Source organism: Thioclava arctica (assembly GCF_040892615.1).
GTDB lineage: Bacteria > Pseudomonadota > Alphaproteobacteria > Rhodobacterales > Rhodobacteraceae > Thioclava > Thioclava arctica.
This window is the reverse complement of sequence record NZ_JBFRYC010000009.1, coordinates 70,920-91,874: the sequence shown is the minus strand read 5'-3', so window position 1 is coordinate 91,874 and position 20,955 is coordinate 70,920. Positions and strand designations below refer to the sequence as shown.

Below are 20,955 nucleotides of genomic sequence, written 5' to 3'. Positions count from 1 at the left end.
GGCTCCTCAGTGTTCGACCAGGTCGGACAACAGATTGTCCGGCAGGGCTTCGTGATAGTTCTCGACCAGATTGGTCACGGAGGGTCCGATGATATTGGTCACCAGATCGGGATAGATCCCCAAGATCAGGGTCATCGCGACCATCGGCGCAAAGATCCACTTCTCACGCGTGCTCAGATCGGTGATCGAGCGCAGGCTTTCCTTGATCAGATCGCCAAACACCACCCGACGATAGAGCCATAGCGCATAGGCCGCTGACAAGATCACACCCGTCGTGGCCAGCATCGCCGCCCAAGTATTCACTTGGAACGTCCCCACCAAGATCAGGAATTCCCCGACGAAATTGGCCGTACCCGGCAAGCCGACATTGGCCATGGTGAAGAACATGAAGATCAGCGCATAGGCCGGCATCCGTTTGGCCAAGCCGCCAAAGGCTGCGATCTCGCGGGTGTGCATCCGGTCATAGATCACGCCGACGCACAGGAACAGCGCGCCCGACACAAAGCCGTGGGCCACAACCATCATGATGCCGCCTTCGATACCCTGCTGCGTGCCCGAGAAGATCCCGAGCAGCACAAAGGCCATATGCGCCACCGAGCTATAGGCGATCACCTTTTTCATGTCGTCTTGCACCAGCGCCACGAGCGAGGTGTAGATGATCGCGATCACCGCCAGCCACATCGCCCAAGGGCCCACCACCATGTTGCCCACCGGGAACATCGGCAGCGAAAACCGCAAGAAGCCGTAATCCGCCAGTTTCAGCAGCACAGCGGCCAGCACGATCGAACCGGCCGTCGGGGCCTGAACGTGGGCAGCGGGCAACCAGGTGTGCACCGGCCAAAGCGGCATCTTCACTGCGAACGAGATGAAGAACCCCAGCCAAAGCAGCGTTTGCACCCCGCCCGGGATCGTCACACCCAACACATGAAGCGGCGTGTAGGGGAACTTGTCGCTCAGCAGGTTGGGCATATCCGTCGTGCCGGTGTGGTAATAGATATAGATGATCGCCACGAGCATGAAGACCGAGCCGAAAAACGTATAAAGGAAGAACTTGAACGCGGCATAGACGCGCTGCTTGCCCCCCCAGATGCCGATGATCAGGAACATCGGGATCAGACAGGCCTCGTAGAACAGATAGAACAGCACCAGATCGAGCGTGACAAACGTGCCGATCATCAGCGTTTCAAGCAACAGGAACGCGATCATGTATTCCTTGACGCGTTTCTTCACATCCCAGCTTGCCAGAATGACCAGCGGCATCATGAACGTGGTCAGCAGCACGAACAGGATCGACAACCCGTCGATGCCCACACGATATTGCAGCCCCATGATCCACTGGTAATGCTCGACAAACTGATAGTCGGTATTGGCGGGCTCAAACCCGGCCAGCAGGAACAGCGAGACAAGGAAAGTCACCGCCGTCGCCGTCAGCGCCAACCATTTGGCGTTGCGGTCCGCTGCCTCATTGCCGCCCCGTTGCACCAGCGCAAGGATCAGCGCAGCAACGGCGGGGATAAAGATGACAATAGAAAGCAGATGTTGCATCAGTTGCTCCCCCCGTTAAGCAAGACCCAGAACATCAGACCAACGATCCCGATCACCATCGCGAAAGCGTAGTGGAACAGATAACCCGATTGCATCCTATTGAGGAACCTCGTGAATGTCGGAACGATCCCCACAGCCACGCCATCAATGACGCGGTCGATAGAGCCTTCGTCCCCTTTCTTCCAGAACGTGTATCCCATCCAAAGCGCGGGGCGCACAAAGATCGCCTCGTAGAGCTCGTCGAAATACCACTTATTGAGCAGGAACCGGTGCAGCGCAGGTTGCGCCTCGGCCAGTCGTTTCGGCAGCGTGGTATCCTTGATATAGAACAGCCATGCCACGAACAGACCCAACACCATCGCCACAAAGGGCGAGACCTTGACCCAGCTCGGCGCTTCATGCGCTTTCTCGATCACAGCGTTTTCGCCGTGCATAAAGATCGCGCCTTGCGGTGCGACGCCCGGCTGAGAGAGCACCGCCGCCGACGGTCCCATCTCGGGGGAATGCGCGGCATCAGCGGTCACCTCGGCCTCGGCCTGTGCCTCGGTCATCGTGTGGCCCGCACCCTCTGCGGTGGCCGTGCCGTGACCCTCGGCCATTTGCTCGGTATGAGAGGGCAGACCGAAGAATTTCACCAGCTTGGCATGATCGCCAAAGAACACGTTATACCAGATCATCCCGGCAAAGATCGCCCCCAGCGACAGCACCATCAGCGGCACCGTCATCACCAAGGAACTTTCCTTGGCATGCTCATGCGCGTGATGATCGCCGCGCGGCTTGCCAAAGAAGGTCAGGAAGATCAGGCGCCACGAGTAGAACGAGGTAAACGCAGCCGCGATCACCAGCATCCAGAACCCGTAGCCCGAACTATCGCCCGCCCACACGCTTTCGATGATCGCGTCTTTGGACAGGAACCCGGCAAAGCCGAAATGGGTGAAGGGAAGGCCGACCCCGGTAATCGCCAGCGTGCCCGCAATCATCGCCCAGAAGGTGATCGGCACCTTCTTACGCAGACCGCCGTAGTTGCGCATGTCTTGCTCGTGATGCATCGCGGTGATGACCGAGCCTGCGGCAAGGAACAACAGCGCCTTGAAGAACGCGTGCGTCAGCAGGTGGAACATCGCAGCCGAATAGACCCCGACCCCGGCAGCGGCAAACATATAGCCCAGCTGGGACATCGTCGAATAGGCGATCACGCGCTTGATGTCGTTTTGCACCAGACCAATCGTGGCCGCGACAAAGGCCGTGGTCGCGCCGATGATCAGGATGAACTCTTTGGCATGGGGAGCGTATTCATAAAGCGGCGACATCCGGCAAACCAGAAACACCCCTGCCGTCACCATGGTCGCGGCGTGGATCAGCGCGGACACAGGCGTCGGGCCTTCCATCGCGTCAGGCAACCATGTGTGCAAGAACAGCTGCGCCGATTTGCCCATCGCCCCGACGAACAGCAAGAAACCGATCAGTTCGACAGCGTTCCATTCGGTCCACAGGAAATGCAACTGGGTCTCGGCCAGCGCGGGGGCTGCGGCGAACACCTCATCCATCTTCAGCGCGCCGGTCATGTAAAACAGCCCGAACATGCCCAGCAGGAAGCCGAAATCGCCCACGCGATTGACGATGAACGCCTTCATCGCTGCCGCATTTGCCGAGGGTTTCTTGTAATAGAACCCGATCAGCAAATAAGACGCAACGCCCACGCCTTCCCAGCCAAAGAACATCTGCAACAGGTTATCTGCCGTCACCAGCATCAACATGGTGAAGGTGAAGAACGACAGATAGGCAAAGAAGCGCGCCTTGTAATGCTCGGTGTCGGTCCAGTTCTCGTCATGGGCCATGTAGCCCCAGGAATAGAGGTGCACGAGCGAGGACACGGTGGTCACCACGATCAGCATGATCGCCGTCAGCCGGTCCATCCGGATCGACCAGCTGGTGTCAAGCTCACCGGACTGAATCCAATTCATAATGTGGATGTGATGGGTTTGCCCATCGAGTGTCAGGAACACCATCCACGACAAGGCGCAGGCCAGAAACAGCAGCCCCGTGGTGAGAACCATCGCGCCCTTCTCGCCAATCACCCGCCAGCCAAAGCCACCAAGGATCGCACCGACAAGCGGGGAAAAGAGAATAATCGTTTCCATCTGTCCCTTACCCCTTCATCACGTTGACGTCTTCAACCTCGATCGAGCCGCGGTTGCGGAAGAACACAACCAAGATCGCCAGGCCGATCGCCGCCTCTGCCGCCGCAACGGTGAGAACGAACATGGTAAAGATCTGGCCCACGAGATCGCCCAGATAGGCCGAGAAGGCCACAAGGTTGATATTGACCGCGAGCAGCATCAGCTCGATCGACATCAGGATGACGATGACATTCTTGCGGTTCACGAAGATGCCGAAAATGCCGATCACGAACAGCGCGGCCGCCACGCCCAGATAATGTTCCAAACCGATCATGCCTGTGCCCTCCGCTCGGGATTGTCTGCCTTGTTTTGCGTGCGCATCATCACAACCCCTGCCCCGGTTTCACATCCACCATTTCCATCGTCTTGGCCGGGTCGCGATGCATCTGGGCAATCACGTTCTGGCGTTTGACATTCGTGCGATGGCGCAGCGTCAGCAGGATCGCCCCGATCATTGCCACCAGCAAGATCAGCCCCGCCGTCTGGAACAGGTAGAGATATTTGTCATAAATCAGCATGCCGAGCGCTTCGGTGTTCGTCATCCCGTCGGGCATCGGCGACATCCGCAGGCTTTGCGCCATATCGGCCGTTTTCCACGCCCCGAGTGCCACGCCCAGCTGCACCAGCATGATCACCGCGACCAGCAGGCCCAGCGGCATATAGCGTGCCAGCTCTCCCTTGAGGGCCGAGAAATCAACGTCCAGCATCATCACGACGAACAGGAACAACACCGCCACCGCGCCGACATAGACGATGATCAGCAACATCGCGACGAACTCTGCCCCCAGCAGAACAAACAGCCCCGCTGCGGACAGGAAGGTCAGGATCAGCCAAAGCACCGAGTGCACGGGGTTTTTCGAGATCACCACCATAAAACCCGCAACCACTGCCACGATGGCAAAAAGGTAGAAGGCAAATGCAAACACCGTCATGCGTTCTCTCCCGCGCTGTCGCCGCCCATCTCGTTAAAGACCACCTGCGCGATCTCTAGGCCACGGCTCATGGCGGGCACCCCGCCAAACATGCTCATCTGAAAGATCACTTCTGCGATCTCCCGCTGTGTTGCCCCGGCTTCAAGCGCGTTGCGGATCGCGAGGCGCAATTGCGGCTCGCCTTGTGATCCGGTCACAACCAGCCCCGCGATGGTGACCAAAAAGCGCGTGCGCGCATCCAGCCCCTCACGGTTGAAGGTCTTGCCGAAAAACATCTCGAGCATGTCTTTGGGCATGGACGGGATGAATTTCTCAAAGGCGGAGGGCGAGAAACTTTCCAAAGCCGGATTCATCGCGCGCGCCATTTCGTGGCTTTGCTCAACCATCGCTTGAAAGAGTTTCGTGAAATCCTGGTTCATGATGCCTTACCGATAGGGCGCGTCGAGTTCGAGGTTGCGGGCGATTTCCGCCTCCCAGCGCGCGCCATTATCCAAAAGTTTCTGTTTGTCGTAGAACAGCTCTTCGCGGGTCTCGGTGGAAAATTCGAAATTCGGGCCCTCAACGATCGCATCCACCGGGCAGGCCTCTTGGCAGAAGCCGCAATAGATGCATTTCGTCATGTCGATATCGTAGCGCGTGGTGCGCCGTGATCCGTCCGCACGCGGCTCGGCATCGATCGTGATCGCTTGCGCGGGGCAGATCGCCTCGCACAGCTTGCACGCGATGCAGCGTTCCTCGCCACTGGGATAGCGGCGCAGCGCATGTTCGCCGCGGAAACGCGGGCTGAGCGGGCCTTTTTCATGCGGATAGTTCAGCGTCGGTTTGGGCGCAAAGAAATAGCGCATCCCCAGCCCGAACCCTTTGATGAAGTCCACCAGCAGGAAATATTTGGCGGCGCGGGTATAGTCGAAAGCCATCAATCAGCCCCCCATCGTCCAGCGGGCCCAGAAGTGCCCGAGGATTTCAAATTTCGCCAAGAACGCGACCAGCACGACCCATGCGCCCGAGAGCGGCAGGAACACTTTCCAGCCAATCCGCATCAGTTGGTCATAGCGGTAGCGCGGCACGATCGCCTTCACCATCGCGAACATGAAGAAGAACACGACCATCTTGCCAAACATCCACAGCGCCCCGTCGGGCAAGCCGGGAATGGGCGACAGCCAGCCGCCAAAGAACAGCAGCGTCATCAGCGCGCACATCAGCCAGATCGCGATATATTCGCCCGCCATGAACAGCAGATACGGCGTCGAGGAATATTCCACCATAAAGCCCGCAACCAGTTCGGATTCCGCTTCGGGCAGATCGAACGGCGGGCGGTTGGTTTCCGCCAGCGCCGAGATGAAGAACAGAGCCACCATCGGCAGATGGGGCAGCCAATACCAGTTGAACAGCCCGTAGCTGCCCTTCTGTGCATCAACAATTGCAGTGAAATTCATCGACCCGGTCGAGATAATCACGCCGATGATGATCAGCCCCAGCGAGACCTCATAGGAAATCATCTGCGCCGCCGAGCGCAAGCTGCCCAAGAACGGATATTTCGAGTTCGACGCCCAGCCGCCCATGATCACGCCGTAAACCTCTAGCGAGGAGACGGCGAACACAAACAGCACCGCGACGTTGATATTGGCCAGCACCCAGCCCGGCGCGAACGGGATCACCGCCCAAGCCAAAATCGCCAGAACGAAGCTAAGAAGTGGCGCAAGGAAGAACACGACCTTATCGGCCCCCGCCGGAATGACGATTTCCTTAACCACATATTTCAGCGCATCTGCGACCGATTGCAAAATGCCCCACGGCCCCACGACGTTGGGCCCGCGCCGCATCTGCACCGCCGCCCAGATCTTGCGGTCGCCATAGACCAGAAACAGCAGCGAAATCATCACAAACGCGATGATCCCAAGCCCCTGCACAAGGATAAGCACGAACGTGCCAAACGGTGTCGCCAAAAATTCAGCCATGGTTCCCCACTCTCCTCATACGCTCGGTATTCCTCGGTCCGCACAGTCGCCAACCGTCACTTCCGCGTCGATCGTCTTAAGCCCTTGCGGCAAGGCGGGCGAGATGGTGTAGACCGCATCCGCCCGCCAGATGCCACCCTCTTCGTTCACATTCGTGCGCACATGGCGCGCAAATCCATAACCGCGGATCTGGGCGTATTGTGCCGCAGCACAGCGTGCATACGCATCCGCCGCCGTGCCATCCACACCTTCGCCCGACAGCGCCACGCGAAACTCGACCAGATTGTCATCCAGAAGCCGTGTTTCGACGCCGCGATAGTCGATCTTGGGGGCATCCGCCGAGGCCTTGCCCCCCGTGGGCGTGCAGGCAGCCAGCCCGGCCAGAAGGCCGGGGGCAAGCGCTGCAATCCGGGGGAGGTTTGGCACCATCTGGGTTTACTCCGCCGCCATTGGCGATTGCGCGCGCGCCTTGGCAAGGCTCGCACATTCGCCCATCACCACCGAAGCCCGCGCAATCGGATTGCTCAGGTAAAACTCGCGAATTGCCGGGCGGAAGGTCGCCTTGCCCATATCGCGCGGCGCGATCGGGGTGACCTCGTTTTCGGGCACCTCGTCGACCTTGGCGAGATGGGGCACGGCGGCGATCAGCGCACGGCGCAGACCCGCCAGCGTATCCCAAGGTTGCTTGGCACCCAGCTGCGCCGACAGCGCGCGCAGGATCGCCCAGTTTTCCTTGGCCTCACCGGGCGGGAAGCCCGCGCGGAAAGCCAATTGCGGGCGTCCTTCGGTATTTACGAACAGCCCGTGCTCTTCGGTATAGGCGGCACCGGGCAGGATGATATCGGCGCGATTGGCCCCGCGATCCCCGTGGCTGCCCTGATAGATCACGAAGGGACCGCCTTCAGCAGCCGAAGCGATCTCGACCTCGTCGGCCCCCATGTTGTAGATCACCTGCGCGCCCTCAATCGCGGCCATCAGACCACCTTCGGTCACAGCGCCAACATCCATCGCCCCCACGCGCGACGCGGCAGTGTGCAACACCATCAGCTTGGAATTGGAGTTCTCGGCCAGCTTCATCGCATGGGCCAGAACGGCCTCGCCATCGGCTTCGCTCAGTGCGCCCTGCCCGACGATCACGACCGTGTTCTTGGCCTTGGTCTCGTCGGTGATATTGGCCCCCGACAGCCCTTCAAGAGCTGCGCGGTCGGTGCCGACATGGGTATACTCATAGGTGAGATCGCAAGCCTCGCCGATCAGCGCGACCTGCGCACCTTTCACCCAAGCCTTGCGGATGCGCGCGTTCAACACCGGGGCCTCGATGGCGGGGTTGGCACCGATGATCTGGATCATCTCGGCATTATCTAGATCGGCGATGGTCGCGTTGCCGACATAGCCATAGCGATTGCCAATCGGCAGCCGCGCGCCATCGGTGCGACATTCAACCGTGCCGCCCAGCCCCTCGATCAGGGATTTCAGCGCGAACGCCGCCTCGGTCGAGACCAGATCACCGACCAGACCGGCAACCTTTTTGCCCTTCATCGCAGCAGCCGCCGCCGTCAGGGCCTCGTCCCAGCCCGCTTTGCGCAGACGGCCGTTTTCGCGGATATAGGGCGTGTCCAAACGCTGGCGACGCAGCCCGTCCCAGACGAAACGCGTCTTGTCGGAGATCCATTCCTCGTTCACGCCGTCATGGTTGCGCGGCAGGATGCGCATCACTTCGCGCCCCTTGGTATCAACGCGAATGTTGCTGCCCACCGCATCCATCACGTCGATGGTTTCGGTTTTGGTCAGCTCCCACGGGCGGGCGGTGAAGGCGTAGGGTTTGGACACCAGCGCACCGACCGGGCAGAGATCAATGATATTGCCCTGCAAATTGCTATCGAGCGTTTCGTTCAGATACGAAGCAATTTCGCTATCTTCGCCGCGCCCCGTCTGGCCCATCTGGGTGATGCCCGCGACCTCGGTGGTGAAGCGCACGCAGCGGGTGCAGGAAATGCAGCGCGTCATGTGGGTTTCGACCAGCGGGCCGAGGTTAAGCTCGGTCGCGGCACGTTTGGGCTCGCGGTAGCGGCTAAAGTCCACCCCGTAAGCCATTGCCTGATCTTGCAAATCGCATTCGCCGCCCTGATCGCAGATCGGGCAATCCAGCGGGTGGTTGATGAGCAGAAACTCCATCACCCCCTCGCGGGCCTTCTTGACCATCGGCGAGTTCGTCTTGATCACCGGCGGCGCGCCCTCGGGACCGGGGCGCATATCCTTGACCTGCATCGCGCAGCTCGCGGCGGGCTTGGGCGGGCCGCCTACGACCTCAACCAGACACATCCGGCAGTTGCCCGCAATCGAGAGACGCTCGTGATAGCAAAAGCGCGGAATCTCGATCCCCGCCTGTTCGCAGGCCTGAATCAACGTCAGGTTCGGGTCGACCTCAACCTCTGCGCCGTCGATGATGATCTTTCTCAGGTCAGCCATGGCTATCCGTCACTTCTTGCTGGGCATGAAGGCCAATTGCCCCCACGCGGTTATTCTTTGCGCGCCCTCAGGCACAGCCTTTCGGGAAGACCCACGCGCCGTCCCGGTAATGATCGTTGATCGACGAAGCCACCGCCCCGCCACAGATTGCACTCGCTGCCCGCTTGGCCTCGGCGCCGTCGTAATTCGCAAACGGCATGGCCTGCCGCATCACGACGAGCGCGCCGCTCGCGTCATAAGCTGCGCTGTAGCCCTCGACCGCGCGCAGCGGTCCGATGCTGTCGGGGCCGACAGGCGGGGTGCAAGCTGAAAGCAGCCCGGCCGAGACCAGCGCCGCTATGCGAGCCCCCTGAGCGGACCCGATATCCATCACGCCCCGTGCCATGGTCGCGCTCATTTCCATTTGAGCACCCCCGCTACCGTGCTGCGCCGCAACCCGCCCTGATCCCACAGGATATGCGCGTGGTCGTCCTGGTTGATCTGGATCGCCACTAGCGAGGGATTGCCCTGCGGAAGCAGCGCACCGATCGCAACCTCGAATGAGCGCCCGTCGGGCTGGGTGCAGCGGAATACCACGTTCCCGGTATCACCCTTTATCGTGTATTCGATCTCGCGCCCGGTCCGCAGCGAGACCTTCCCGGTGGTGTTGAACACCTGGCACGCCGTTCCCTTCGGAAAGAACCCGAAATCGACCGTCAGCTTCGCCGGCTCGGCGGCAGCACGCCCGACGAGCGCGAGAAGGATCAGACTGGCAAGGGACAGGCGTTTCACGATCTTCATTCCGCAGCCATTGCCCCCATGCGGCCCGTCTTGCGCGCCTTGATGCGGTCTTCGATTTCTTCGCGGTAATGACGGATGAGGCCTTGGATCGGCCAAGCGGCGGCATCGCCAAGGGCGCAGATGGTGTGACCTTCGACCTGTTTGGTGACCTCGAACAGCATGTCGATCTCTTCGATCTCGGCCTCGCCGCGCACCAGACGGTCCATCACGCGCATCATCCAGCCCGTGCCTTCACGACACGGCGTGCACTGGCCGCAGCTTTCATGCTTGAAGAATTTCGACAGCCGCCAGATCGCCTTGATGATGTCGGTGTCTTTATCCATCACAATCATGCAGGCAGTGCCAAAAGACGATTTCAGCTCGCGCATGCCGTCGTAATCCATGATCGCATCTTCGCACAGATGCGCGGGCAGCACTGGGCAGGACGCCCCGCCGGGGATCACCGCCTTGAGGTTCTTCCAGCCGCCACGCACGCCGCCGCCATGTTTCTCGATCAACTCTTTCATCGAGATCGACATGCTTTCTTCGATGACGCAGGGCGTATTCACATGGCCCGACATCGCGAACAGCTTGACGCCGGTGTTGTTGGGACGGCCAAAGCCCGCATACCAATCCGCGCCCCGGCGCAGGATGGTCGGCACGACGGCGATGGATTCGACGTTGTTCACCGTGGTCGGGCAACCATACAGGCCCGCCCCCGCCGGGAATGGCGGCTTCATGCGCGGCATCCCCTTTTTGCCCTCAAGGCTTTCAAGCAGCGCGGTTTCCTCGCCACAGATATACGCGCCCGCGCCATGGCTGAGATAGACGTCGTAATCAAAGCCCGATTTGCAGGCGTTCTTACCGATCAGCCCATCTTCATAGGCCTCGTCGATGGCGCGTTGCAGCGCCTCTTTCTCGCGCACATATTCGCCGCGAATGTAGATATAGGCCGCCGCCGCGCCCATCGCGAAACCGGCGATCAGCGCGCCCTCCACCAGCGTGTGGGGATCATGGCGCATAATCTCGCGGTCTTTGCAGGTGCCGGGCTCGGATTCATCGGCATTGATCGTGAGAAACGCCGGGCGACCATCGGACTCCTTGGGCATGAAGGACCATTTCAGACCGGTCGGGAAACCCGCCCCGCCGCGCCCGCGCAGCCCCGAAGCCTTGACCTGCTCGACGATCCAATCGCGCCCCTTGGACAGGATTTCGCCCGTGCCATCCCAATGGCCACGCGCCTTTGCCCCTGCAAGTGAGCGGTCATGCATCCCGTAGATATTGGTAAAGATCCGGTCTTGATCCTTCAGCATGGTGCGTTCCTCATTTGCCGGAGCCCCGGCGCCAGATGCGCCAGACCAAAGCCAGCGCGAAGATATATGCGGCCACCGCCGCGAGATCGCCAATCAGCGCGACGCGCGCCGACCAGCCCAGTTGTTTGCCAAGGGCTTGCAAAGCGAGCCAGAGGATCGTGGCACCGGCAATGACGAAGGCCGCAAGCCGCCCTTCACGCCGATCCTTTTGTTGATCCTGACCCATTCACCCTTGCTCAGTAATCGTTCGTCTTGGCACGTTCGAGAAAGGCTTCCATGCCCTCACCGACGATAATCTTGGCCTGCGAGACCCATTTGTCGCGCGTGCACCGCCCCTTGAAACGCGGCACGTTGGTGTCGGCATAAGCGACCTCATCGGCACCCCATTTCGCGATTTGGTCGAAATGGTAAACCCCCCAGCCGTTCAGCGTTTCAGCCAGCTTCGGCCCGATGCCTTCGATCTTGGTCAGATCATCAGCGCCCGATGCGCGCGGCGCTTTCAGCCCGGTGGGTTTCTTGCCACCAACCTGCGCGCCCGTATCCGTGGCGGCAGCGCTGGCTTTGGGCGCGGCGGCTTTTGCGGCGGGCTTTGTTGCGGGTTTTGCAGCAGCCGGTTTCTTCGAAGCAGGTTTTGCGCCCACCTTCTTTGCCGCTGGTTTTGCTGCCGCTTTGGGCGCTGCAGCCGTCTTTACCGCAGGCTGACTGTCAGCCTTTGCGGGGGCGGTTGTGTCCTTGGGCGCGGGAGCCGGAGCGCTCATGACAGCGGCCGGGGTGGCGGCAGCGCTGGTCGCTGCGGGCTTGGCAGTCTCAGACGTAGCGGTCTCGGACTTGGCAGCTTCCGGCAAGGTCGCTTCCGCTTGCTTGTGGGCCGCCTCTCCCTCGGGTGATTGCGCTTTGAACGCACTCACCGGGGCCTCGATATCGGATACGGTTTCCGGGCGCGGCGGCGTTGGGGTGGCCGGGTGCGCCCCCGAGGTGGACTCAGCCTCACCGGGCGCGCCGGTGCCCGAACAAAACGCCCAGATCAGGAAAGCGCCAAACAGCAGGACGGTCAAAAGTCCCATGAAAATAGCGACATACAAAGGTTCATGCGCCACAACCACTAGGAATACCGCAACCACGAGGCCGGTAATCCCGGCCCAGATACCCGCCTTGCCGCGGCAGCCTTGCGTCTGATCTCCCATCTGTCTCTCCATCTCTCCCGTTTGCCGGGAACGCTACTATTAATTACTCGTAGATACCGTCTTTTTTGGCGCGTTTCGAAAATTCCGTTTCGCCACCACTGGCCAAGGCCTTGGCTTGTTCAACCCAGGAATCACGGCTGGCACGCCCCTTGAAGCCTTCGAGATTGGCATCAACCCATGCCAGTTCCGCCTCATTCCAGCCAGCGACCTGATCGAAATGATACACGCCCATCGAATGGAGCAGCGTTTCCAGCTTGGGGCCAACGCCCTTAATCATCTTGAGATCATCCGCCCCGCCCTCGCGCGGCGCCGTCATCATCTGGGGCTTTTCGCCCGCCGCATCAGAGGCCCCGGCGGTCGCATCGGCGCTGACACCTGCGGGTTCCGCTTTCGATTGCGGCTTGGCCCTAGAGGTGGCCTGCGCCTCATGTGTTGTCACGCCGGTCTTGTCGGCGGGCACGCCTTTGGATGGCTTGGACGCGCTGTCCTTGGCGGCTTTGCGCGCCTCATCGGCTTGCGCGGCGGTGCGCGGGCGCGGCACGCTGAGCGTCCCAATCGGGCCGCGCTGACCGCTGGATTGCCACGGCGCGCTGAGCGCCACTTCGGTGCCGTCGATGCGCTTGATCGTGTCGCCAATGCTCAGCGCCAGCGACACCGAGGCGTTGTGATTTTCGGCAGCCCCCGCAGACTCGGAGCACGAGGTCAGACCGGTGACCGGTTCAGAACTGAAACGCCCCTTCTGAGAGCCCGGCTGGGGCACCTGCCCGTTGGCCATCTCGTCGAGAATTTCCGCCAGACGCTCTTCGGTCAGGTCTTCGTAGTAATCCTTGCCGACCTGCATCATCGGGGCGTTGGAACACGCGCCCAGACATTCGACCTCTTCCCAGGAAAACTTGCCATCGGGCGAAACCTGATGCGGTTCGGGCGCGATCTTTTGCTTGCAGACCTTCATCAGATCTTCGGCGCCGCAAATCATGCAAGACGTGGTGCCGCAAATCTGGAAATGCGCCACTGACCCCACCGGAGCCATCTGGAACATGAAGTAGAAACTCGCCACTTCAAGCGCGCGCATATAGGGCATGTCCAGCATATCCGCGACGGTTTCAATCGCGGGACGGCTCAGCCAGCCCTCTTGCTCTTGGGCGCGAAACAGCAGCGGGATGATCGCACTGGCCTGACGCCCCTCGGGGAACTTGGTGATCTGAGCCTGCGCCCAAGCCAGATTGGCGGGCGTGAAAGCGAAACTCTCGGGTTGCTCAGAATACAAACGGCGCAGCATTAGCGGTCAACCTCCCCGAACACGATATCCATCGAGCCGATGATTGCAGAAACGTCAGCCAGCATATGGCCCGACGCGACATGATCCATGGATTGCAGGTGCAAATAGCCCGGCGCGCGGATTTTGGCGCGGTAGGGTTTGTTCGTGCCATCGGCCACCAGATAGACGCCAAACTCGCCCTTGGGGGCCTCGACAGCGGCGTAAACCTCGCCTGCGGGAACGTGGAACCCTTCGGTGTATAGCTTGAAATGGTGGATCAGGCTTTCCATCGAAGTTTTCATATCCGAGCGTTTCGGCGGCGTCAGCTTGCCGCGCGCCACCACATCGCCCTGCCCGTCAGGCGCGCGCAGCTTGGCGATGGCCTGCAGCATGATATTGGTCGATTCGCGCATCTCAGACATCCGGCACAGGTAGCGATCATAGCAATCGCCAGCCTTGCCCACCGGGATCTGGAAGTCGAATTCATCATAACATTCATAGGGTTGCGCACGACGCAAATCCCAAGCGAGGCCCGAACCACGCGCCATCACCCCGGAATAGCCCCATTGCAGGACCTCTTCTTCGGAGATGATCGCAATATCGACATTGCGCTGCTTGAAGATGCGGTTTTCGGTCAGCAGACCTTCGATATCATCCAGCAGTTTCGGGAAGCGGCCGCAGAATTCCTCGATATCATCCAGCAATTTCGGCGTCAGATCCTGATGCACACCGCCGGGGCGGAAATAGGCCGAGTGCAGACGCGCACCACAGGCGCGTTCGTAAAACACCATCAGCTCTTCGCGCGCCTCAAAGCCCCAAAGCGGCGGCGTCAGCGCACCGACATCCATCGCCTGTGTGGTGACGTTCAGCAGGTGGCTGAGCAGACGCCCGATCTCGCAATAAAGCACCCGGATCAGGGACCCACGGCGCGGCACAACCGTGCCCGTCAGCCGCTCAATCGCCAGACACCAAGCGTGTTCCTGATTCATCGGCGCGACATAATCGAGCCGGTCGAAATAGGGCAAGTTTTGCAGATAGGTGCGGCTTTCCATCAGCTTCTCAGTGCCGCGATGGAGCAACCCGATATGGGGGTCGGCGCGTTCAACGATCTCGCCGTCCAGCTCTAGCACCATACGCAAAACACCGTGCGCAGCAGGGTGTTGCGGGCCGAAGTTGATGTTGAAGTTACGGATACGCTGCTCGTCGGTCAGCCGATCTTTCGACCCGTCATCATAGACATTGTTGCGGATATCGCCGTCCATCATTTCGCCCCCTCACCCTTCTCGTCACCGGGAAGGATGTATTTCGCACCCTCCCAAGGCGAGAGGAAATCGAACTGCCGGTATTCCTGAGTCAGGTTTACCGGCTCATAGACAACGCGCTTGAGCACCTCGTCATAGCGCACTTCGACATAGCCCGTGGTCGGGAAGTCCTTGCGCAGCGGATGGCCGCGAAAGCCGTAATCGGTCAGGATGCGGCGCAGGTCGGGATGGCCCGAGAACAAGATGCCAAACATGTCGAACACTTCGCGCTCAAACCAGTTGGCGCAGGGGTGCAACGAGGTCAGCGAGGGCACCATCTGCTCTTCGCGCATCGCGGCTTTTACGCGGATGCGCTGGTTGCGATACATCGACAAGAAGTGCCAGACCATATCGAACCGCTCGGGGCGTTCGGGCCAATCCACTGCCGTGATGTCGATCAACGTCGAGAACAGGCAGTTTTTGTCATCGCGTAGAAACTCGGCGAAGCTGGCCGCCGATTGCACACTGATGGTGACCGTCAATTCGCCAAAGGAAACATCTGTCGAGATCACGTCATCGGGACGCTTCAACTCAATATGCGCGGCCAGTTCGTGCAGGGCTGTATTGTCCATCATCGCCTCTCCTCAGCGCACCAAAGTGCCGGTGCGGCGGATTTTGCGTTGCAGCTGAAGGATGCCGTAAAGCAGCGCCTCGGCCGTGGGCGGGCAGCCCGGCACATAAATATCGACCGGCACGATGCGATCACAGCCGCGCACCACCGAATAGGAATAGTGGTAATAGCCGCCGCCATTGGCGCAGCTGCCCATCGAGATCACATAGCGCGGCTCGGGCATCTGGTCATAGACCTTGCGCATCGCGGGCGCCATTTTATTGGTCAGCGTGCCGGCCACGATCATCACATCCGACTGACGCGGACTGGCGCGGGGGGCTGTGCCAAAGCGTTCCAGATCGTAGCGCGGCATCGAGCATTGCATCATCTCAACAGCGCAACAGGCCAGACCAAAGGTCATCCAGTGCAACGAGCCATTGCGCGCCCAGTTGATGAGATCCTCGGTCGTGGTCAGCAGGAAGCCTTTGTCCTGCAACTCGCGGTTGAGCGCATTGGTTGCAACTTCACGATCGCCGCCTGCGGTATTGGCCCCGGTCATCACGCCCATTCCAACGCCCCCTTCTTCCACTCATACGCAAACCCGACGGTCAGAACGGCCAAGAAGACCATCATTGACCAGAAACCCACCATCGAAATCTGCCCGAAAGCGACCGCCCAGGGAAACAGAAACGCGACTTCAAGGTCGAAAATGATGAATAGGATCGAGACGAGGTAAAAGCGCACATCAAACTTCATCCGCGCATCGTCAAAGGCGTTGAACCCACATTCATAAGCCGAGACTTTCTCGGGATCGGGGTTGCGCACTGCAATCACGGCGGCGGCTGCAAGCAGCACAAGCCCGAGCGCGGTCGCCATGGCGAGGAAGATAAGGATGGGAAGATATTCGCGCAGCATGTCGTGCATGGGCATGGCTCCCTTTCGACGCGACCTGATGTCGCGCAGGTTCCGGCTAGGCTGAGCAATAGCCTTGTGCCTGTGCAGGGTCAACCGATCGGGGGGCGGATTCTGCCCCGCAAACCGCTGAAATTGCGATTTAGTATACCTTTGCACACCATCGGGCGCGCCTGCCTATACGCGAACATTGGCATGTTCAAAGGCCGTATTACCTGCCCAAATAGGCGGCAAAACCTTCGACTGCACTTTATTTTATTGGCAATCCTGCGCGTGCGCCCGCCCGTGCAATCACGCTTTCCAGGCCGGATCGCGCTTTTCGAAGAACGCGCTGATTCCCTCAGCCGACTCAGCACTTTCCCAGCGGGTGACAAGCGCGGCGATCGTGGCCTCGATAACCTGTTCATCAATGCGCGGACCAAGGCTGCGCAGCAAGGCCTTGGCCTCGGCCACAGCGCCGGGCGCACAGGCAAGATAGGGCGCAACCTCAGCTTGCACGGCGGCCTCAAGGTCCTCGGGCGCCACGACCCGCGCCAAAAGCCCCAATTCGCGCGCCTCATCCGCCTCAAACAAGCGCGCAGACATGAACACGCGGCGCGCCTTCGCCTCGCCCATCCGCGCCGCCACATAAGGAGAGATCGTCGCCGGTGTCAGCCCAAGCCGCGTCTCGGTCAGCCCAAAGCGCGCGCCCTCCACCCCGATGGCGACATCGCAGACCGACATCATGCCGATCCCGCCGCCAAACGCGTTACCTTGTACCGCGCCGATCACCGGTTTCGGGCAGATGTTGAGCGCATTCAGCATCCCCGCAAGCACCCGCGCACCTGCCGCGCGCTGCTCGGCACTGGCACTGATCTGTGCCTGCATCCATTTCAGATCGCCCCCTGCGCAAAAACTGCGCCCCTTGGCAGCGAGAATCACGACGCGCACGGCTTGATCCGCGCCAAGCGACTGAATGGCTTGGGTAATCTCGCGCATCATCTGTTCAGACAGCGCGTTGTGTTTTTCTTCGCGCGCAAGCGTCAGGCGGGCGACGCCGCGTGTATCCGTCTCAACCGTAATCGTCTCAAACATCGCCCTGCCCTTTCATCGCACGCGCCAGATTGGCCGCCTCTGCCAACACATCCATGTCGAGGCCCGTGTCATAGCCCAGTTGCGCCAACCGCGCCGCCACAGCCTCGGTCGCAACATTGCCTGCCGCCCCCGGCGCATAGGGACAGCCGCCCAACCCGCCAACAGCCGCATCAAACACCCGCAAGCCCAGCGCCAGTGACGCCTCGATATTGTCCAGCGCGCGCCCGGCAGTGTCGTGGAAATGCCCGGCCAGTTTCTCTGCGGGCATTTCGTTCAAGACCGCCTTCAGCATCGCCGTAACGCTTTCAGGGCGGCCCTGCCCGATCGTGTCGCCAAGGCTAACTTCATAACAGCCCATATCGCGCAAAGATGCGACGACCCGCGCGACGTTCTCGGGCGGGGTTGGCCCGTCAAACGGGCAATCCGTCACCACAGACACATAGCCGCGTACTTTCACATTATCGACTTTCGCGGCCTCCATGACCGGGGCGAACCGCTCAAGACTTTCACTAATCGAACAATTCAGGTTTGCGCGCGAAAACCCTTCCGAGGCCGAAGCGAACACCGCCACCTCATCGGCCCCCGCCGCTTTCGCACCCTCATAGCCGCGCAGATTGGGCGTCAGCGCTGCATAAGAGACACCGGGCGCGCGGGTGATCCCGGCAAAAACTTGCGCGCTATCAGCCATTTGCGGCACCCATTTGGGCGAGACGAAGCTGCCCACCTCGATGCGGGCAAACCCGGCGCGGCTCAGGCAATCGACCAGTGCGATCTTATCCGCTAACGCAATCGCGCGCTTCTCGTTTTGCAAGCCATCGCGCGGCGCCATTTCAAAGATTTCGACCCGCTCACGCATCGGGCAGCTCGTAGAAATCTTGGGCGTAGATCGAATCGCCGCCACCCTGTTCCAGCGCTGCCTTATAGGCAGTGCGAGAGCGGATGCGTTCGCGATAGGCCGCGATATTTGGAAAGCCCTCGGCCCGCACGAAACGGAACATCGCGTCGATATTGAAGCCCAGCATGCAATCGGCCGCGCTGAAGTGCCCGATCAGCCATTCGCGCCCATCCAACTGCGCCTCCAGCGCCTGCATCGTGACGGCCAACCGCTTGGTGTCGAGCTTAATCAACGGCAGCGAGCGCGCGCTTTCGGGGCGCAGGAAGATGTGCTGAATATTGAGGTTTTGCACGATATTGGCTTGGGTCTCAGCAAAATGCACCCATTCCAGAAACTCCGACCGTTCCGGCGCGCCCACGGCGGGCGCTAGCCCCGCCTCGGGATGGGTTTCACACAGGTATTCCACAATCGCGCCGCTTTCAAAAATCGCACGGTTGTCGATCTCAAGCGCGGGCACCCGCCCCGCTGGCGAAAGCGAGCGAAATTCAGGGCTGCGCAAGCCGCCATCGGTCAGCGACCAGTTGCGCAAGCGGTATTCCAGCCCCAGTTCTTCAAGCAGCCACAGCACCCGCATCGAGCGCGAGCCGGGGACGTGATGCAGCGTGATCATTCTTCTTCCTCCAAGCGGATAAGGGCAGCCCCGGCCTCGACCTGCGCGCCCTCGACAACGAGCACCTCGGCGACCACGCCATCGCGCGCGGCCAGCATCGTGTGCTCCATCTTCATCGCCTCCATGATCGCCAGACGATCCCCCGCCGACACGTTTTGACCAGTCGTGACAAAGACCGATTTCACCAGCCCCGGCATCGGCGCCAGCGTCAGGTCCGAAGTCTCGGCGCTCGAGCCGCGCTCCAACGGGTCGGGGATGTCAAAGCGATGCGCGCCCGCCATGAAAATCGTCACCGAGGCGCGATCCATTTGCATCGACGCCCCCGTTTTTGCGCCATCGACGCGCCAGCCATCTTCGGCCAAGACGCAATCCTGCGTCACCCCGTCGATTTCAACGCTGATATGTCCCGCACCGTGCACATAAATCGCGGCGGCGGGGTCAAACATCACAGGTCGGCGTAGCGCGCCCCAAAGTGTAAACCCGCTGGCCTCGCCCTGCCACAGGCCCGCAGCGGCAATCACCGCCAAGGCCTGCGCGGCGGGCGGCACGGGCGGAGCGGCGGCCAAGCTGTCAATCTCGCGCCCGATCAAGCCGGTATCAACCTCACCACGCGCGAAACCGTCGTGACGCGCCAGACGCGCAAGGAAGGCTAGGTTCGTCACCGTGCCCGCGACCTGCGTCTGCTCCAGCGCGCGGGCCAGTTGGCCCAACGCAATCGCGCGGGTCGGGCCGTGGGTGATGATCTTGGCAATCATCGGATCATACCACGGGCTGATCACATCGCCCGCGCGCACGCCAGTATCGGCGCGGCAATCGGGGGCGAATTGCAGATGGCTGAGCGTGCCGGTCGCGGGCAGGAAACCTGCGGGCACGTCCTCGGCATAGAGGCGCGCCTCAAACGCGTGGCCGGTGATCGTAAGCTGATCTTGTGTCGCGGGAAGGGATTCTCCGCTTGCGACGCGCAACTGCCATTCGACCAGATCGACGCCGGTGATCGCCTCAGTCACAGGATGCTCGACCTGCAGGCGGGTGTTCATCTCCATGAACCAGAACCGATCCGCGCGCAGCCCATCCGAGCCATCGACGATGAACTCGACCGTGCCCGCGCCCGCATAGCCAATCGCCTCGGCAGCTCGGGTGGCCGCCTGCCCCATCGCTTCGCGCATCTCGGGTGTCATCCCGGGCGCGGGGGCCTCTTCGATGACCTTCTGGTGGCGGCGCTGCAAGGAGCAGTCGCGTTCAAACAGATGCACGGCGCGCTGGCCATCGCCAAAGACCTGCACCTCGATATGGCGCGGGCTGGTGATGTATTTCTCAATCAGGACGGCGGGATTGCCAAAAGCGGTCTGTGCCTCGCCCTGGGCCGAGGCAAGCGCGTCAGCGAAATCGCCCGCCCGTTCAACCAGCCGCATCCCCTTGCCACCGCCGCCCGCGACGGCCTTGATGAGCACGGGATAACCGATCGCCTCGGCCTGCGCTGCCAAGTGATCAGGGTCCTGATTGGCCCCCATATAGCCCGGCACAATCGGCACGCCCGCCTCTTCCATCAAGGCCTTGGCCGCGTCCTTGAGGCCCATTGCGCGGATCGCATCGGCTGAGGGGCCGATAAAGACCAGCCCCGCCGCGACAACCGCATCCACGAAATCGGGGTTTTCGGACAAGAACCCATAGCCCGGATGGATCGCCTGCGCGCCGGTTTTCAGCGCGGCGTCGATGATTACAGCACCAAGCAGGTAGCTGTCCTTGGGCGCAGGGCCGCCAATCGCCACGGCCTCATCGGCCAGCGCGACATGGGCCGCATTTGAGTCCGCCTCAGAATAGACCGCGACCGTGGCCACGCCCATCCGGCGCGCGGTGTCGATCACCCGGCAGGCGATTTCGCCGCGATTGGCGATCAGGATCTTGGAAAACATATCGGTCTCCCCGTGATAACGGCGGGGGCTCTGCCCCCGGGCCCCCGGGATATTTTCGTCAAGAGGAAGTAAGGGTCTCTTCCTTTTGAGTTAGATATCTGC

General features: G+C 60.9%; 23 protein-coding genes. All 23 read right to left on the bottom strand.

Annotation, left to right across the window (positions count from 1 at the left end; all coding sequences use genetic code 11):
- Positions 1-6: 6 nt before the first annotated feature.
- A complete protein-coding gene (locus AB4874_RS14390) occupies positions 7-1,545 on the bottom strand; it encodes an NADH-quinone oxidoreductase subunit M (RefSeq protein WP_295533874.1) in 1,539 nt (512 codons plus the stop codon).
- Positions 1,545-3,686 (bottom strand): NADH-quinone oxidoreductase subunit L, encoded by a 2,142-nt coding sequence (gene nuoL / locus AB4874_RS14385; protein ID WP_295533876.1) that lies wholly within the window; start codon positions 3,684-3,686, stop codon positions 1,545-1,547. The genes AB4874_RS14390 and nuoL overlap by 1 nt, the downstream gene beginning before the upstream one ends.
- A gap of 7 nt (positions 3,687-3,693) precedes the next feature.
- Positions 3,694-3,999, bottom strand: a complete 306-nt coding sequence (gene nuoK, locus AB4874_RS14380; RefSeq protein ID WP_295533878.1) for an NADH-quinone oxidoreductase subunit NuoK — start codon at positions 3,997-3,999, stop codon at positions 3,694-3,696.
- Between the two features lie 49 nt (positions 4,000-4,048).
- A complete protein-coding gene (locus AB4874_RS14375; RefSeq protein WP_368392503.1) occupies positions 4,049-4,657 on the bottom strand; it encodes an NADH-quinone oxidoreductase subunit J in 609 nt (202 codons plus the stop codon).
- Entirely contained in the window at positions 4,654-5,076 is a 423-nt protein-coding gene (locus tag AB4874_RS14370; protein WP_295533881.1) for a carboxymuconolactone decarboxylase family protein, read from the bottom strand. Before AB4874_RS14370 ends, AB4874_RS14375 begins: the two co-directional genes overlap by 4 nt.
- A gap of 6 nt (positions 5,077-5,082) precedes the next feature.
- Entirely contained in the window at positions 5,083-5,574 is a 492-nt protein-coding gene (gene nuoI, locus AB4874_RS14365; protein WP_368392502.1) for an NADH-quinone oxidoreductase subunit NuoI, read from the bottom strand.
- Positions 5,575-5,577: 3 nt separating this feature from the next.
- Positions 5,578-6,615: an NADH-quinone oxidoreductase subunit NuoH gene (gene nuoH, locus AB4874_RS14360; protein WP_295533885.1), complete on the bottom strand. Its 1,038-nt coding sequence runs from the start codon at positions 6,613-6,615 to the stop codon at positions 5,578-5,580.
- 15 nt (positions 6,616-6,630) lie between these two features.
- Positions 6,631-7,044, bottom strand: coding sequence for a YNQ4 family lipoprotein (locus AB4874_RS14355; protein ID WP_295533887.1), 414 nt, complete (start codon positions 7,042-7,044; stop codon positions 6,631-6,633).
- Positions 7,045-7,050: 6 nt separating this feature from the next.
- Complete coding sequence (nuoG, locus tag AB4874_RS14350; RefSeq protein WP_368392501.1) at positions 7,051-9,084, bottom strand: NADH-quinone oxidoreductase subunit NuoG; 2,034 nt, start codon at positions 9,082-9,084, stop codon at positions 7,051-7,053.
- Between the two features lie 67 nt (positions 9,085-9,151).
- Positions 9,152-9,469 carry a hypothetical protein gene (locus tag AB4874_RS14345; RefSeq protein WP_368392500.1) on the bottom strand — a complete coding sequence of 106 codons (318 nt, stop codon included), beginning with the start codon at positions 9,467-9,469 and terminating at the stop codon, positions 9,152-9,154.
- An 8-nt stretch (positions 9,470-9,477) separates the two neighbouring features.
- A complete protein-coding gene (locus tag AB4874_RS14340; protein ID WP_368392499.1) occupies positions 9,478-9,864 on the bottom strand; it encodes a hypothetical protein in 387 nt (128 codons plus the stop codon).
- The gene (gene nuoF / locus AB4874_RS14335; protein WP_295533894.1) at positions 9,861-11,156 is read right to left on the bottom strand and encodes an NADH-quinone oxidoreductase subunit NuoF; all 1,296 of its coding nucleotides are present in this window, start codon (positions 11,154-11,156) and stop codon (positions 9,861-9,863) included. The genes AB4874_RS14340 and nuoF overlap by 4 nt, the downstream gene beginning before the upstream one ends.
- A gap of 10 nt (positions 11,157-11,166) precedes the next feature.
- Positions 11,167-11,382 (bottom strand): DUF5337 family protein, encoded by a 216-nt coding sequence (locus tag AB4874_RS14330; protein ID WP_295533896.1) that lies wholly within the window; start codon positions 11,380-11,382, stop codon positions 11,167-11,169.
- Positions 11,383-11,392: 10 nt separating this feature from the next.
- Complete coding sequence (locus tag AB4874_RS14325) at positions 11,393-12,340, bottom strand: helix-hairpin-helix domain-containing protein (protein ID WP_368392498.1); 948 nt, start codon at positions 12,338-12,340, stop codon at positions 11,393-11,395.
- 43 nt (positions 12,341-12,383) lie between these two features.
- Positions 12,384-13,619: an NADH-quinone oxidoreductase subunit E gene (locus tag AB4874_RS14320; protein WP_368392497.1), complete on the bottom strand. Its 1,236-nt coding sequence runs from the start codon at positions 13,617-13,619 to the stop codon at positions 12,384-12,386.
- Positions 13,619-14,863 (bottom strand): NADH-quinone oxidoreductase subunit D, encoded by a 1,245-nt coding sequence (locus AB4874_RS14315; RefSeq protein WP_295533902.1) that lies wholly within the window; start codon positions 14,861-14,863, stop codon positions 13,619-13,621. Before AB4874_RS14315 ends, AB4874_RS14320 begins: the two co-directional genes overlap by 1 nt.
- Positions 14,860-15,471 (bottom strand): NADH-quinone oxidoreductase subunit C, encoded by a 612-nt coding sequence (locus AB4874_RS14310; RefSeq protein WP_438273482.1) that lies wholly within the window; start codon positions 15,469-15,471, stop codon positions 14,860-14,862. The genes AB4874_RS14315 and AB4874_RS14310 overlap by 4 nt, the downstream gene beginning before the upstream one ends.
- A gap of 12 nt (positions 15,472-15,483) precedes the next feature.
- Positions 15,484-16,017 carry a NuoB/complex I 20 kDa subunit family protein gene (locus AB4874_RS14305; RefSeq protein ID WP_295533905.1) on the bottom strand — a complete coding sequence of 178 codons (534 nt, stop codon included), beginning with the start codon at positions 16,015-16,017 and terminating at the stop codon, positions 15,484-15,486.
- The gene (locus AB4874_RS14300) at positions 16,008-16,373 is read right to left on the bottom strand and encodes an NADH-quinone oxidoreductase subunit A (protein ID WP_295533907.1); all 366 of its coding nucleotides are present in this window, start codon (positions 16,371-16,373) and stop codon (positions 16,008-16,010) included. Before AB4874_RS14300 ends, AB4874_RS14305 begins: the two co-directional genes overlap by 10 nt.
- Before the next feature lie 279 nt (positions 16,374-16,652).
- Entirely contained in the window at positions 16,653-17,435 is a 783-nt protein-coding gene (locus AB4874_RS14295) for a crotonase/enoyl-CoA hydratase family protein (protein ID WP_368392496.1), read from the bottom strand.
- The gene (locus tag AB4874_RS14290) at positions 17,428-18,291 is read right to left on the bottom strand and encodes a hydroxymethylglutaryl-CoA lyase (protein ID WP_368392495.1); all 864 of its coding nucleotides are present in this window, start codon (positions 18,289-18,291) and stop codon (positions 17,428-17,430) included. Before AB4874_RS14290 ends, AB4874_RS14295 begins: the two co-directional genes overlap by 8 nt.
- Positions 18,284-18,940 (bottom strand): glutathione S-transferase family protein, encoded by a 657-nt coding sequence (locus AB4874_RS14285; RefSeq protein WP_368392494.1) that lies wholly within the window; start codon positions 18,938-18,940, stop codon positions 18,284-18,286. Before AB4874_RS14285 ends, AB4874_RS14290 begins: the two co-directional genes overlap by 8 nt.
- Positions 18,937-20,853, bottom strand: a complete 1,917-nt coding sequence (locus AB4874_RS14280) for an ATP-binding protein (protein ID WP_368392493.1) — start codon at positions 20,851-20,853, stop codon at positions 18,937-18,939. Before AB4874_RS14280 ends, AB4874_RS14285 begins: the two co-directional genes overlap by 4 nt.
- Positions 20,854-20,955 lie beyond the last annotated feature (102 nt).

Bases quoted from the DNA above. Each gene is read 5' to 3' on its own strand.
- AB4874_RS14370 (WP_295533881.1), bottom strand. From the start codon at position 5,076: ATGAACCAGGATTTCACGAAACTCTTTCAAGCGATGGTTGAGCAAAGC.
- AB4874_RS14320 (WP_368392497.1), bottom strand. From the start codon at position 13,619: ATGCTGCGCCGTTTGTATTCTGAGCAACCCGAGAGTTTCGCTTTCACG.
- nuoI (WP_368392502.1), bottom strand. From the start codon at position 5,574: ATGGCTTTCGACTATACCCGCGCCGCCAAATATTTCCTGCTGGTGGAC.
- AB4874_RS14355 (WP_295533887.1), bottom strand. From the start codon at position 7,044: ATGGTGCCAAACCTCCCCCGGATTGCAGCGCTTGCCCCCGGCCTTCTG.
- AB4874_RS14315 (WP_295533902.1), bottom strand. From the start codon at position 14,863: ATGATGGACGGCGATATCCGCAACAATGTCTATGATGACGGGTCGAAA.
- AB4874_RS14295 (WP_368392496.1), bottom strand. From the start codon at position 17,435: ATGTTTGAGACGATTACGGTTGAGACGGATACACGCGGCGTCGCCCGC.
- AB4874_RS14300 (WP_295533907.1), bottom strand. From the start codon at position 16,373: ATGCACGACATGCTGCGCGAATATCTTCCCATCCTTATCTTCCTCGCC.
- AB4874_RS14345 (WP_368392500.1), bottom strand. From the start codon at position 9,469: ATGGCACGGGGCGTGATGGATATCGGGTCCGCTCAGGGGGCTCGCATA.
- nuoH (WP_295533885.1), bottom strand. From the start codon at position 6,615: ATGGCTGAATTTTTGGCGACACCGTTTGGCACGTTCGTGCTTATCCTT.
- AB4874_RS14280 (WP_368392493.1), bottom strand. From the start codon at position 20,853: ATGTTTTCCAAGATCCTGATCGCCAATCGCGGCGAAATCGCCTGCCGG.
- nuoK (WP_295533878.1), bottom strand. From the start codon at position 3,999: ATGATCGGTTTGGAACATTATCTGGGCGTGGCGGCCGCGCTGTTCGTG.
- AB4874_RS14325 (WP_368392498.1), bottom strand. From the start codon at position 12,340: ATGGGAGATCAGACGCAAGGCTGCCGCGGCAAGGCGGGTATCTGGGCC.
- AB4874_RS14310 (WP_438273482.1), bottom strand. From the start codon at position 15,471: ATGGACAATACAGCCCTGCACGAACTGGCCGCGCATATTGAGTTGAAG.
- AB4874_RS14330 (WP_295533896.1), bottom strand. From the start codon at position 11,382: ATGGGTCAGGATCAACAAAAGGATCGGCGTGAAGGGCGGCTTGCGGCC.
- AB4874_RS14285 (WP_368392494.1), bottom strand. From the start codon at position 18,940: ATGATCACGCTGCATCACGTCCCCGGCTCGCGCTCGATGCGGGTGCTG.
- AB4874_RS14375 (WP_368392503.1), bottom strand. From the start codon at position 4,657: ATGACGGTGTTTGCATTTGCCTTCTACCTTTTTGCCATCGTGGCAGTG.
- AB4874_RS14290 (WP_368392495.1), bottom strand. From the start codon at position 18,291: ATGCGTGAGCGGGTCGAAATCTTTGAAATGGCGCCGCGCGATGGCTTG.
- nuoL (WP_295533876.1), bottom strand. From the start codon at position 3,686: ATGGAAACGATTATTCTCTTTTCCCCGCTTGTCGGTGCGATCCTTGGT.
- AB4874_RS14390 (WP_295533874.1), bottom strand. From the start codon at position 1,545: ATGCAACATCTGCTTTCTATTGTCATCTTTATCCCCGCCGTTGCTGCG.
- nuoF (WP_295533894.1), bottom strand. From the start codon at position 11,156: ATGCTGAAGGATCAAGACCGGATCTTTACCAATATCTACGGGATGCAT.
- AB4874_RS14340 (WP_368392499.1), bottom strand. From the start codon at position 9,864: ATGAAGATCGTGAAACGCCTGTCCCTTGCCAGTCTGATCCTTCTCGCG.
- AB4874_RS14305 (WP_295533905.1), bottom strand. From the start codon at position 16,017: ATGGGCGTGATGACCGGGGCCAATACCGCAGGCGGCGATCGTGAAGTT.
- nuoG (WP_368392501.1), bottom strand. From the start codon at position 9,084: ATGGCTGACCTGAGAAAGATCATCATCGACGGCGCAGAGGTTGAGGTC.